At 52.7% G+C, this 13,485-nt stretch carries 8 protein-coding genes and 1 tRNA gene; 1 reads left to right on the top strand and 8 read right to left on the bottom strand.

Features of this window, described 5'->3' with window-relative positions; all coding sequences use genetic code 11:
* Nucleotides 1-91: 91 nt before the first annotated feature.
* On the bottom strand, nucleotides 92-748 hold the full coding sequence (gene lipB / locus ACR1XY_RS02615; RefSeq protein WP_480589642.1) for a lipoyl(octanoyl) transferase LipB: 657 nt from the start codon (nucleotides 746-748) through the stop codon (nucleotides 92-94).
* 39 nt (nucleotides 749-787) lie between these two features.
* The gene (locus tag ACR1XY_RS02620) at nucleotides 788-1,447 is read right to left on the bottom strand and encodes a DsbA family oxidoreductase (RefSeq protein WP_480589643.1); all 660 of its coding nucleotides are present in this window, start codon (nucleotides 1,445-1,447) and stop codon (nucleotides 788-790) included.
* A gap of 142 nt (nucleotides 1,448-1,589) precedes the next feature.
* Here ACR1XY_RS02620 and ACR1XY_RS02625 point away from each other — a divergent pair.
* Nucleotides 1,590-1,676 (top strand) — tRNA-Leu (locus tag ACR1XY_RS02625).
* 290 nt (nucleotides 1,677-1,966) lie between these two features.
* Here ACR1XY_RS02625 and ACR1XY_RS02630 read toward each other — a convergent pair.
* The 6 genes from ACR1XY_RS02630 to ACR1XY_RS02655 form a co-directional block, all read right to left on the bottom strand.
* Entirely contained in the window at nucleotides 1,967-4,954 is a 2,988-nt protein-coding gene (locus ACR1XY_RS02630; RefSeq protein WP_480589644.1) for a type III restriction-modification system endonuclease, read from the bottom strand.
* 15 nt (nucleotides 4,955-4,969) lie between these two features.
* The gene (locus ACR1XY_RS02635; protein WP_480589645.1) at nucleotides 4,970-6,871 is read right to left on the bottom strand and encodes a site-specific DNA-methyltransferase; all 1,902 of its coding nucleotides are present in this window, start codon (nucleotides 6,869-6,871) and stop codon (nucleotides 4,970-4,972) included.
* An 11-nt stretch (nucleotides 6,872-6,882) separates the two neighbouring features.
* Complete coding sequence (locus tag ACR1XY_RS02640; RefSeq protein WP_480589646.1) at nucleotides 6,883-7,665, bottom strand: DUF4391 domain-containing protein; 783 nt, start codon at nucleotides 7,663-7,665, stop codon at nucleotides 6,883-6,885.
* A complete protein-coding gene (locus ACR1XY_RS02645; protein ID WP_480589647.1) occupies nucleotides 7,662-10,880 on the bottom strand; it encodes a helicase-related protein in 3,219 nt (1,072 codons plus the stop codon). Before ACR1XY_RS02645 ends, ACR1XY_RS02640 begins: the two co-directional genes overlap by 4 nt.
* Nucleotides 10,880-11,053: a helix-turn-helix domain-containing protein gene (locus ACR1XY_RS02650; RefSeq protein WP_480453595.1), complete on the bottom strand. Its 174-nt coding sequence runs from the start codon at nucleotides 11,051-11,053 to the stop codon at nucleotides 10,880-10,882. The genes ACR1XY_RS02645 and ACR1XY_RS02650 overlap by 1 nt, the downstream gene beginning before the upstream one ends.
* A 130-nt stretch (nucleotides 11,054-11,183) precedes the next feature.
* Nucleotides 11,184-13,451 carry an AAA family ATPase gene (locus ACR1XY_RS02655; protein ID WP_480589648.1) on the bottom strand — a complete coding sequence of 756 codons (2,268 nt, stop codon included), beginning with the start codon at nucleotides 13,449-13,451 and terminating at the stop codon, nucleotides 11,184-11,186.
* Between the last annotated feature and the right edge of the window lie 34 nt (nucleotides 13,452-13,485).

Below are 13,485 nucleotides of genomic sequence, written 5' to 3' on the forward strand. Positions count from 1 at the left end.
ATTGGCGAAATGCGCGTAGGTTCGGAAACAAAAAAACCAGAGGCGAGAGATTGTTAATCCCAATTTCGACGAACAGCGATTCGAATCCGGATCAGGCTTCGACCGGTTGAAAGCAATCCGAAAACGTTTTCTGCAATGCGATATCGATATCTTCGATCGTTACCGGCAAACCGAGATCGACCAGCGACGTGACCCCGTGCTCGGCAATGCCGCAGGGAACGATGCCCGAGAAATGCTCGAGATCCGGTTCGACATTGATGGAAATGCCGTGAAAGCTGACCCATTTGCGCAGGCGCAGACCGATGGCTGCGATCTTGTCTTCGGCGGGCTGGCCGGTGGCGGTCAGGGGCTTGTCATCCCGGCGCACCCAGACACCGACGCGGCCGTCGCGGATTTCACCCTGCACATTGAATTCCGCCAGCGCGGCGATCACCCAGTTTTCAAGCCTTTTGACAAAACCCCGCACGTCCTTGCCGCGCTTGTTCAGGTCCAGCATGACATAGGCAACGCGCTGACCGGGGCCGTGATAGGTGTATTCCCCGCCGCGTTTGGCTTCATAAACCGGAAACCGGTCAGGATCTGTCAGGTCCTCGATCCGGGCTGAGGTGCCTGCCGTGTAAAGCGGCGGATGTTCCAGCAACCATACGCATTCGTCCGCTTCGCCCGCAGCGATTGCAGCCACCCGCGCCTCCATGAAGGCAACAGCTTCGGTATAGTCGGTTAACCCGTCGGTGATCTTCCATTCCATGGCGGTTCCATATCGCGCAGATGTGGCAAGGAAAAGGGGTCAGGCGGCCTCGGACAGGCAGCGTTGTAGAATCTGTGCGTAAGTGTCCGTGCCCTGCGCCCCGGTTACAAGGTATTTACCGCCAAACACCATCGACGGAACGCCCGAGATACCCTTGCTGGTCCAAAACTCCTGCTTTTGGCGGACTGCGGTGACATGCGCACCGGATTCGAGCGCTGATCGCGCGGCGTCAGCGTCCAGCCCGGTCGCAGTAACCGCATCAAGCAGGACATCAGTTTGCGAGATGTCCTTTTGGTCGGTGAAATACGCTCGGAACAACGCCAGTTTCAGCGGATGTTGACGTCCCTGGGTTTCAGCCCAGTCCAGCAATTGGTGCGCCGCAAAGGTATTCACCATTCTGCTGTCATCGTCGAAGTTGAACGCAAACCCCAGCTCTGCGCCCAACTGTTTCAATCGATCCCGGGCCTGCTGGCTCTGCTCGGCCGTCGTTCCGTATTTCTCCATGATGTGCTCGCGCAGGTTTTGACCTTCGGGCGGCATCGTGCGGTTCAGTTCGAACGGATGCCACCGCAGGCGTGCTAGCACGTTTTCCTGTTTCAGAGCCACGTCAAGCTGTCGAAAACCAACAATGCACCAGGGGCAGACGACGTCGGAAACAATGTCGATCTGAACGACGGGTCGGGGATCGGTGGTGGTCATGTCCGGGCTCCTGTCGGTGTGATGGGGATACTGTGCAGCTAATGGTATGGGCGCAGGAAGGGAATTCAAACCGGCGTGTTTTTTGCCTCTTCACATCTCGATCTTCAGCGTCTATACGCCCCTCTACCAAGTCACTTGCAGTGCGGTCGTGGCGGAATTGGTAGACGCGCAGCGTTGAGGTCGCTGTGGGGTAACACCCGTGGAAGTTCGAGTCTTCTCGACCGCACCAACAAAATAAAAATTACCATTAAAAAACAATCGCATATACAATACGCCTGCGATTAAACCCACCTTTTCATCCACCCTAACGATTACATGGTTAGTCTTGGGTTCTCATTCGTAACAGTTTGCGAAGCATCATCGAAGTCTGCCGAGTCAATAAGTGCTTCTAACCAGTTTCATAAGCTAAGCCGCGAGATAACGGGTGCGCCCTTGGTGTGGTGACACCGCGCATATCTACGATGTTGAGGGTGGATCAGGGGCTTAGCGCAGCCCCTTGAAATTCGCTGTTGTCGGCGCTTAAACGTGCTTGAGCATGTCTTCAACCGAAGTTGATTTGATGTATTGAGCAGGGGCGTCGCCTTCGGCCAGCACGGCAAAATGCCTTTCGCCGCACTTGATCTTCGCCCCTTCTTTGTGGCGAAGATCATCCCACCATCCACTGCCCTTTGTTTCTACAACAAAGAACAGCTTTTCTTGCCCATCATCTTCAACTAACACAGCCCAGTCTGGGTTATAAGTTCCGAGCGGCGTAGGGATTTTGAACCAGGGCGGGAGCTTCGCATAAACCTTTACTGCTTCGTTGGCTTCAAGGTCTTCCGCGAACCTCTTTTCGACGCCCGCCGAGTCATAGACGACATGCTGATAGACCGATTTCTGCGTCTCCAGCGTGTTCTTAAGATAGCCTGTCAGCTCCTCTTGTTTGAACAGCTTTTGAGCATAGAAATGGTCAGCGCCGATACGCTGATAACGAATGCCGTCCACTAGCGCGAGGCGCTTCGCGCGGTTGATTGCTTCCTCGGCTATGTCGATGAACTCCTGCGGGTTCTTTTTGAAGTCGTGCAAACGCCGACTATTCGTCAGGATTTCGACCAAACTTTTGCGCGTGAGATGCGTCTTGTCCTGAAGGTCCGTAAGCAGATCGGGCAGCTCGATATCGCTCTCATTGATCGTCGTAAATATCGATGTGTCGCCTTCGTTTGCCTGCACCCCACCTTTTCCGATGGCAATGTCCGCCTTTCGGAAGCGAGCCCGTGTCTTCGTGATGGGTGGAGCGTCCCGAATTGCCGTCGCGCAATCCTCGATAAGTTTTGGATTGTCAAAGTCCACGCGGTACGTGGTCTTGTGCTTTATCCGATCCCAAAGCTGCTTGAATTCGTCACTCTCCAAAACCGCCTCGCGGGTACGGATGGTCACGCGCTCATCGGCGTTCTTGATTTCCAGCTTGCCCGCGAGTTTACGCAGAATGTCCTTGATATCCGCCTCTTGTTCTCCGAATTCATCGGGAAGCGCTAGCGCGCCTTCCTTTAATGCCGTTCGCAGGGTGTCCAGCACCTTGCCACGACTATCCAAGTATCCTTCGCCCTCCAGGAAGTCCCATACCGCCTCCGACTTTTCCACGCCGAGCGGCGCAGTCGTTCCATCATCGGAAGTCACGGCGATGTTGGCGAACTGGTGTTTTTCCACCACGCCAAAGCGGATGCCCGTGTCAGCTTCGATCTCCTTCTGAAGGTTTTCTGCGAACTGCTCATAGCTTTCCGTTGCGATGACGGTCAGAGTGTTCACATCGAAGCCGCGCAGGCGGTTGCCTTCCTGGTTAACGCAGAGACGCAACCCTCGGCCGAGCGTTTGCCGCCGTTCGCGCTCCGAACCCATGTCGCGCAGGGCGCAAATCTGAAAAACGTTCGGGTTGTCCCAACCTTCCTTCAAAGCGGAGTGAGAGAAGATAAACTTGAGCTTCGAGTCAAAGCTCAGCAGCTTCTCCTTATCCTTCATAATCAGGTTATAAGCGCGTTCGGCGTTGTCGCGGTTCGTCTGGTTGTTCTCAGCCGTTTCCGTCCAACCGCCCTTCTTGTCGATGGAAAAGTAGCCGTTGTGGACTTCATCCGCCTCGATATCGAGATCGACCTTCTCGAAGAGAGTCTGGTACGTTTCGCTCTTGGCGAGTTTGCAGTACTCCTCCTCGAATATCAGGGCGTACTTGCCCTTCACGATGTTCCCGTCCTCGTCGTACTGGCGGTAGAATTCCACGCTGTCGATGAAGAACAAGCTTAGCACCTTCACATCGCGCTTTTGCGCGGCGAAACGCATCTCCTTGTCCAGATGCTCTTTGATGGTGCGGCGTATCATCAGTCGCTTGAGGTCATCAGGATTCACGCCGCCGACTTCTTCGCCTGGGTGAAGGGTGACTTCGCCGCCTGGCATGCTCAGCTCCATCGACTCGTTGCCCTTACCGCAATTGATCGTGCCGATGCGAAAGTTCTCGTAGATCGCGCGACCTGTCTCTTGCTCCAGATCATCGCCGTCTTCGACCGTCAGAATGTCACGTCGCACGTTGCCGCCGCGCATGAAGTCCGCTTCGATCTTCGCGCTGATCGAGCCGCCTCGGTTGTGGGTCGAGAGTAGCTTCACGAAGGGCTTGTTGTGCCCTCCCTCAACTTCGAGCGAAGCAACTTCAATCTGTTTGACCAGTTCCCGCTCATAGGCATCCACAGCGTCCAGGCGGTAAACCATGTGGTGCTTGTCCACATGGGTTGCAGAATATCGCAACGTGCAGAGCGGGTTCATGTCATTCAGGGCTTCTTTGCCTTTGCCCTTTAAGCCGCCGTCCACACTTTGCGGTTCGTCCACGATGATGATCGGGTGAGTGGCGCGAACGAGGTCAATGGGCTTTTCGCCGCCCGTTTTCTCGCTGTCCTTGTAGAGGTTGTTCACATCCTTCTTGTTGATCGCCCCGACTGTGGCGACCATGATTTGAATGTTTGGGCTCGTCGCGAAGTTCCGCACCTGGCCGAGCTTAGTCGAGTCATACAGAAAGTACTCGTACCCTTTGGCGATGGGGTACAAGTTCTCGAAGTGGTCACGGGTGATCTGGAGCGTTTTGTAAACGCCTTCTTTGATTGCGACGGACGGCACGACAATCACAAATTTCGTGAAGCCATAGCGCTTGTTCAGTTCGAAGATTGTGCGCAAATAGACATAAGTTTTTCCTGTGCCTGTCTCCATCTCAACCGTGAAGTCGCCGCTCGTCAGGGACTCTGACGGGCGCAGACCGTTGCGAAGTTGGATGGTGCGCAGGTTCTCAAGGATTTCGTCATCCAGCAGCTCCAGGCGGTTGCCAATACCAAGTTCGCTCTCGGTGATACCGAAGGAACCTTGCCCCGTGTCATCGGGACGGTAGGTAACAGTAAACTCCGTGCGGTTGATGTCTTGGCCTTGGAATAAGTCCACGACCGAACCAATCGCCGCGTGCTGATAGTCCAGATTATCTTCAAAATGCAGTTTCATGTGCGCCCTCCGAACTTAAAGACTGCGCACATGAGCGATGCCGTTCTGTTCCAGAATGGCGGTCATATTGGTCTTGGCGATGTCATCGGCAAAGGCGCTGTCGCGAAAGACAACCTGCGTGTCCGACACGGGCTCAAGTTCCTTGTGCCAAGTAGTAATACCTTGCGCCAAGGGCTCGATTGCGTCCTTGTCGATGTCGGTATCTAGGCAGGCGAAGAGCACACCGAACCCGATGCTATAGACTGACTTGCCCGCGATTTCTTTCTCTTCAATTGGGACGGTCAGATCGACACCGCGCTTAATTAGCAATTCATACAATACGTCTTGCTCGCTCCTGCCTTCGACCAGGTGTTCGGCGTGGTCAAGTAAGCTTTTTTCCAAGTCAGTCGTATCGGGATTCCACGCTCGAATATTGCTGCTGTCCAGCTTGAATAGTTTGAAGCCGAGATCACCTTCGAAGTCTGGGTTCTCCTCCTGAATCTTTTTCGCTGCGCGTCTAATCCTCTCTTTCGATATCTCAGCGATGGTATGGTAGCCCTCCGAATACGCTTCAGTGTCACTTTCAGTTTTTTCAGGAAGTTGAACCATAATGAATCTTCTACTGCCATTGTCCGCAGCATTTAGGGACATCACTGCGTGGGCAGTTGCAGAAGAACCCGCAAAAAAATCAATTACTATATCTTCTTCAGACGCATTCGGGGCAATTTGAATGCAACGCTCGATCATAGGGACTGGCTTCGGAAAGTCGAAGACTTTCTTCCCATCGAAGAGGGCGCGAACATCTCGTGCAGCTTTCTTGTTGCCATCCAGATCATTCCAAAGTGGCGACGGTCTCTTGGTTCGCCCTTCCAGGTAATACTTTACATACGGCCACCAAATTTCTTCATCACCACGCTTAGTCTTTTTCCAAAGGATGAAGTCATCCGATAAAAGCCTCTCATATGTTTTTTTCTCGAACCTCCAGCAGCTTTCATATCCAGCAGGCGCAATTGGAAAGACGTCATTTCCATCTGGGTCTTGCACAGCGTAATAAAGCTTGGGGCGATCCGAGCGCCTATCATTCGAACCAGTCTTTCTCATTTGATCGTAGGCGAATTTGCCTCGATCATCTTCATTGTCGAAGCGCTTGATGTCCTTTGCGGTCAAAGGGAGCCCGCTCAAGTCAAACTCCGCATTCTTTGAATAAACGAGCAGGTAGTCGAAGGAACTTCCCAGACCGCCACTATCTTGACCAGTCGTCTGTCCTGTGGCTCTACAAACAGACCCCAGAAAATTTTCTTCTCCGAATATCTCGTCGAGGATATTCTTGAGGTTGGAAAGTTCATTGTCATCAATTGATACAAATAGGACGCCATCATCGCAAAGGAGGTTCTTCGCAAGCTTTATCCTCGGATACATCATACACATCCAATTGGTGTGTTTTCGCCCTCCCGTTTCGGTATTACTCGAAAATTTTGCTCCGCCGGCATCCACCTGACCTGTGTATTTTAGGTAGGTGTCTAGGTTGTCTTGGAATTTGTCCGGATAAATAAATTCGTTGCCCGTATTGTAAGGCGGATCAATATATATAGTCTTCACTTTTCCTGCGTAGCTCTTCTGCAAGAGCTTAAGCACTTCTAGATTATCACCTTCAATGAATAGGTTTTGGGTTTCCCTCCAGTCGGTGCTTTCTGCGGGGCAAGGGCGTAGGGTTCCAGTTGATGGTGTGAGGGCGATCTGGCGGGCTTTTTTCTTCCCATGCCAGTTCAGACCGTATTTTTCCTCAGTTTCTGCAAGATGATCACCGAGTAACTGGCGCAGCGTTTCAAAATTGATACCGTCCTCGGTGAAGGTATCAGGAAAGATCGCCTTCAGCGCTTCGATGTTCTCTTCGACGACGTTCAGACTTTCGCCGTCCTCTTGTTTCAATGCGTCCATTGCTCGCTTCCTCACAATTCGTTGCGAGCCGCTTCGATGCGGTCGCTCAGTTGTTTGATCTTGGTGTTCAGGTTTACCTGAGTGCCAAGGTTTTTCTCTTTCTTCAGCTTATTGCGAAGTTCGCTCCGTTCCTGATGAAATTTCTCAATCTGCCGCAATGCTGTCAGGCGCTCCATCTTGCTCTTTGGCGCTTCTTCCGCTTCAGCTTGCAGTGCGTAGCGTCCCGAATGGACGGCACAGTTCAGGGCAAGCACCCGTGCGATGGCGTCCTGATAAAAGTCATAAAGGTTGCGGTAGCTAAATTTCGTAACACAGAAATCGGACAGAAACGCCGCCTGCGGCGCAAGTGGCGCAGCCAGATCTATCCAGCCCGTGTCATAGCTGGCTTCCGTCACGATCTTGTTCGCATCGGCACGGTTGATCCGTTTGTCGGCGGCAGTGATCGCCAGCCGCGAACCGCAGACGAAAACGATCAACAGGGGGTAGGGGATGGCCTTTTGAATCACCGAGGCAATCCGAGTGTGGCGATCTGCGGCAGTTAGCATCACCTGCAAGATCGCGACCTCAAGATACTCGTGAGCGTTGTCTTCAAGCTTTGGGATGTTGATCGTTGAAGGCTTGATCGTGTAGCTCCATTCGATGCTGTCGATGTCTTCGACAAAGGCCTTCTTGTCAGTCGCTCCAAGCTGTCCGTGCTCATAAAACTGCTTCTTGAACAGGCGCTTGCCGAGGTGGCAAGTCTCTGGCACAGCCAGATTTTCGTGGAACTGATCGATGGTGTGAATTTCCGTCATGGTGTGTTCACTACCATGTAGCTGACCACCTCGAAGTCCTCCATGCCCTGGAAGCTATCTTTGGTGAGGTTCGTGCCGCCACGCGAGAACAAACTTTCGACGCCTTTTTCTTCAGCCTTGCCGATCACGCTTGCGACGGCAGCCTCAAGCAAGGCGCGGTAGTGGCTCATGTCGCGCCCGTTCTTCGTCGTGGCGTTCATGCGGGCGACGGCCTCTGGATCCACAAAGCGCTTGCCGAGGCCGTGCTTCTTCAAGACATCGAGCACCTTCTTCGATTGCGTGAAGGTGAAGCTCACCTGCCCGTCATCGCTCACATAGGTGAGGTAGTAGGGTGCAAGCGCGTAGCCATCATCGTTGCTGACGGGCTTGCCCACATTCTTCAGGCAAAAGATCACGCCCGCAGGCAGGCCTTCCAGCCTGAGCGCATGGTCAAGTGTCGCGGCTGCGAAGAGACCTGTTGGGGCGCTTTCCAGCACGTCCAGGTTCTCTTTCATGAAGGCCGACAAATCCATGCGGAAGTCGTTGAGCGTCAGATCGGCAATCGATACGCCGCCCGACATATCTTCAAGGTCAACGACAGTCTTTTGGAGTTGTTCGAGTTGCTTGCGCCGATACTCCAAATCTTTCATCTGGCCTGCGCTATCCTGCTCGATGACGTTCTCTTCACCCGTGGCTGAGATGTCGAGCAGCACCATACGACCGCTCACTCGCGCTTCCAGGTTGATGTACTCATCCAGCTCCATATTCGGCCAGAAGTTGGCGAGCTGAATGACTTCGTTCTTCGAGCCTAGACGGTCGATTCGACCGAAGCGCTGGATAATCCGCACGGGGTTCCAGTGGATGTCATAGTTGATGAGATAGTCGCAGTCCTGAAGGTTCTGGCCTTCAGAGATACAGTCCGTAGCGATAAGTAAGTCGATTTCTTCCGTCGCTCCTTTATCAATCTTCGACCGCTCCTTTGAGACGGGCGAGAAGGACGCAAGCAGACTGTCGAAGTTACTGCTTTGCCCTGGCATGTTCGTCTTGTTCGTACCGCTCCCCGTGATCTGCGCGGCGTTGATGCCGAGCGTATCCCTCGCCCATCCCGCGATGTTTTCGTAAATGTAATTTGCCGTATCGCTGAAGGCTGTAAAAACAATGATTTTGCGGTTGCCTGCGTTGATCGGGTTCTTGCACTTTTCGGCGATCAAGTCGCGCAATCCGTGGAGTTTTGCATCACGGCTCGCGTCGATCTTACGGGCTTCGTCCAGCAACTCGGTGAGCTTGGCGCGGTCTTCCTGCAAATCCTGACGCCAGCGATGTTCGTCCATATCCTTGATGAGCACCTTCACCTTGCGCCCGATCAGGTAGGCGTCGAAATCTGGATCATCGGTTTCTACATCCTCGATTCCAAGTTCTTCGATGTCCTCGGAACTGTGGCGCTCCAGCTTGTCGAGCAGGCTTTCGACCTCGCCGAGCAGTTTCTCCAACGTCAGGCCGAAGGAGTTTATCGAACTTTCCATGCGCTTGAGTAAGTTCACGCGCATCAGGTGGATAAGGCTCTGCTCACGGTCGATCTGGCGGAACACCGACTGACCGCCTTTGACCCTCACATCGTATTTGCGGCTGTACTCTTCCCGCTTGTCTGCCCGCACATATTTTAGCGGCGAGTAGGCGCTTAGGTTTAGCCTTCGGATAGTGCGGTTAATCTCACGCAGCGGCGGGAACTGCCCCTGAGTATCGATGTCAGCCTTTATGTTGATCGGCTGGAGGCGTTCAGGAAACGAGCCGATTTCCGTTACATCGTAGTACTTCTCGATATGCTTTCGCGACCGAGCAATGGTCAGCAGGTCGAGCAGCTTGAAATAGTCAAAGTTCATGCCGTCGAGCAGGGCTTCGACCGTTCTTTCATTCTCCTCCTGGCGCAGCCAGTTGTTGAAGCGTGTCTGCGCCTTTCGCAGTGTTTCCTCAATGCTGCCGATGCCTTGCTCACTATAGGCGCTATCAATGCCTTCTGTGATGAAGGCAACCTGATTCTTCAGGTCATTCATGCGGTTGTTCACGGGCGTTGCCGAGAGCATCAGCACTTTCGTCTTGACGCCCGAGCGGATGATTTCATCCATCAGTCGCGAATAGCGGGTAAGGCCTTCCTTAGCCGAGCTGGAGTTCCGGAAGTTGTGGGATTCATCGATCACCACAAGGTCATAGTTTCCCCAATTTAGCGTTTCGAGATTGATCTCTCCTGACCGGCCTTGCAGGCGGGTCAGATCGGTATGGTTCAAAACATCATAGCTGAAGCGATCTGCCGCGAGCAGGTTGCGCGTGTCGTTGACTGTGTAGACCGTCCAGTTGTCCCGCAGCTTCTTCGGACACAGGACAAGAACGCGGTCATTGCGCAACTCGTAATATTTGATGACCGCCAGCGCTTCGAACGTCTTACCAAGGCCGACGCTGTCCGCGATTATGCAGCCGTTATATTTTTCGAGCTTGTCGATTGCGCCAAGAACACCATCGCGCTGGAACTTGTAGAGCTTGTTCCAAACGATGGTATCCTTGAAACCAGTCTTCGACTTGATGATGTTCTCTTCATCGATATCTTCGAGGAAGTCCTTGAAGATATTGTAGAGGGTCAGGAAGTAGATGAACTCTGGCGTCTGATCAGTGACGAGCCGTTCCAGCCGCTCCAGAAGCAGGGACTTGGCGTCTTCGACGGCATCAGGGTCATTCCAGATCGCCTCGAACCACTCCAGCATTGCTTGAGTGCTTGGCGCGTCTTTCGCGCACATGTTCATGTGGAAACGATTGGAATCCGAGTAACCGAAACCTGTTGAGGTAAACCCCGAACTTCCTTGAATGCCGATGGCATCGCCATCCTTGCTTTGTGCAAGCAAGAGGTTCTGCCCGAATGCGCGAGGGTTCTTCGCAACCTTGATGTCCGCTTTCTCGGAGAGCCATTTGGCGCACTCTTTGGCTATGCGGTTCTGGTCAAGGCGGTTCCGAAACCGTAGTTCGAATTCATCGCCCGCCAGCGCAGCGGTCTTTCCGTCAGCCATATCGTTTGACGGCTCTTGAGCCAGGATAAGGCGAAACACGTCGAGCCCCTTCAACTCACTTCTTAGGGATTCAAAACCGTAGATAGAGAATAGGCCCGAGATCACTGAAAGTCGCGAGCCCGCGTTCAAATGCTCGCGCAGGGCATCTCCGACCTTGCCGTTCTTCTTGTTGTCCAGAATCATTAGTTGTTCGCCCCGCCGTCCTTCATTCGTTCGACAATCCAAGCATCAATCTCTTGCTTTCTAAATCGCCACGCGCCCCCAACCTTGAAGCCTGGGATCTTTCCCTCCGCTGTGAGCCGATAGGCGGTCTTTTCCGTTATCTTCAGATAGGCCGAGACTTCCTTGATCGTCATTATGTCGGTCTGCATGCCTCGCCTCGGAAAAATGGTCGCATAATGAGAAAATACGGAAAGAAACGGGAAGCACAACACTCAGGTGAGTCCCTTGCTCACCCTTATCCGGAGGACGCTCGCGCGGAAGTGCCTACTGTGCGACCGCTTCTGTGACAACTAACGCCTTTGCCCCATCATCGTTGGCTGCGACGGGAAGCGCGACATAATCATCACCCATCATCATCCTGAAGTGCCCGCCGTGGTCGGACTCTTCGAAAATTCTTTGGAACACGTTGAGATAGCGATCAACCTGGCCGGGGTCACAAGCCATATAGAGGTCATCAGTAGCGAAGTGCGATCCGTCATTCACCCACGAGAGCAAGGTGTTACAGATCATTTTGTCCTTGCCGTTGAATCTTTCGATAATGTCTTCAGGTGTTATGCCGCCATAAAATTTGAAGTAGTGTTCAAGGATTCTGCGCATGACGTTCTGTATGGCCGTATCCGAAGGTGGCTTCTGCCTAACTTCTCGCCAGAGCAGTTCGTAGCTTGACTTGATCGGGTTCTCGTCAAATGGCATGAGTTCTGAACGCTGCGATGTTTTGCGCACAACCCAGAATGTCTCATCACTTTTGGCTTTGGCGGCGCTACGTTTCTTGTCGAACGTAACTTCCTTGTGGAAATAGATATTGTGCGTGAGCACAAACACCTGTTTGATCGAGCTTGTGCCCGTGCGCATTTCGGCGACGATGCTCTTTATCAGATTGCAGACAATGAAAAGGATGTCTGCATCGAGGCTCGAAACTGGATCATCGAACACAACGACCTTGTCATTTGTGCCGCCGCTCGAACTAAACGATCCGCCAGCCAGATAATAGAAATACAGAAAGGTGATAAAGGATTTCTCGCCTTCACTTAATGTTCGCTTTGCATCGCTACCGTCCGCCCGCTTGACTTCATAGAAGCCGCTATCCGAGCTTTCGGCAAGATGGAAGTTGGTGAAGCCAAACGATTTCAGGAGTTTGTTGATTGCGTCAATCGTTGGCTTGATGCTGGTGATCTTTCGCTCATTCTCCTCTATCTCTTCTTGCTTGGCTTCAAGGTTTTTTGTCTCAGTGTTTATCTGGCTCTCCAGCGAGGTGATCGCTTTGTCGAGCCCACCAGTTTCCGCCTTGAACTTATCGTAGATTGCCTTTGTGTCTTCGAGCAGCCTTTTCCAAACCTGTGACGTCAGTTCTTTCTTTCGCGCAGCGAGATTATCGATTGTATCGTTGTTTGCTATTATCTTCTTGTTGGCCGCGTTGATAAGGGCATCCACCGCTGAGATTAACGGGGCTGTGCTAGTAAGCGTGGCGACGGCACTTGGTTCTTTTCGCTTAGCCGTGATGTGCTCAATATTGCTATCCAGAGCGAGGCCAAGGGCTGCAACGTCCTTTTCGTAGGTCTCGCGGTCAAGGTAGGGCGACTCAACAATATCGGTGGCTCTGTATGCGTTCAGCAAGTCTTTTGCTGCATCAGCATAACCGGCGAGCAGTTTGTCGATTGATACGAGGTCGGAGATGTAACTCTCGTCAAAATACGCTTCCAGGCTCTGCTTGAAGGCTGCATCCGTCTTTTGTTGGCAGAATGGGCACTGGTCCTCTAGTTGATCAAAGTATTGCCGTCCCTGCTGCACCCAATCGCTGTTGCCGAGCTTTTCGATTAGCGCCGCGATGTCCACGTCTTCTTTTCCGATGATCTTCTTCTTCAGGATCGCTGAGCCTTCCAGTATCGATATCGTCGAGCCATCCTGATTGGGCAAGACTGTTGCCTTGGTTAACGACCCCGAAAAGACCGTTGCCGCGTCTTCACGTAGTTCTGAAATATCCCTCACTGTAGCGATGTTGCTCGACGCTTCTTTGAGATAGCGGTCGCAGAAGCTTTTCTTGTTGTTGTTCAGTCCTGTGAAGGCTGCTTCCAGTTTATCAAACTTCTTTTTGGCGCTCCATACATCCTCCACGATCTGCGCGGTGAGCGCTTCACGTTCTTTCTTCTTTCCGCTTGCTCCATCTTCGCCGAAGAGATTCTTTCGGAACCCACCAAGCTTTGTTTTGATTACATCAGCCTCGCCCTTGAGAGTCTTGATCTTCTCGGCGATCTCGACGTTCTCTCCGAATGTGTAGATACCCTTGATGCTACTTTCTGCATCGAAGTGCTTTTCGACAAAATCCTTATTGTAGACGCGGGTTTCCAGCGGACTGCCGCCCGCCCAGGTTATTTGGCAGTCGGGGAAAGTTCCCGAGCCTTCGATAACACGGGAAATCGTTGTCTTGCCTGATCCATTCGAGCCGAAGATAAAATTGAGCTTCTTCAATCCTTCGAGCTTGGTGCCCGTTGCATCGTACGCGCCTTGGTTTGCTAAATGGATAGCTTCAATCATTCGTGACTCGCTTGAAAATCTTAAAGTTGTGACA

Source organism: Ruegeria sp. AD11(2025) (assembly GCF_056542405.1).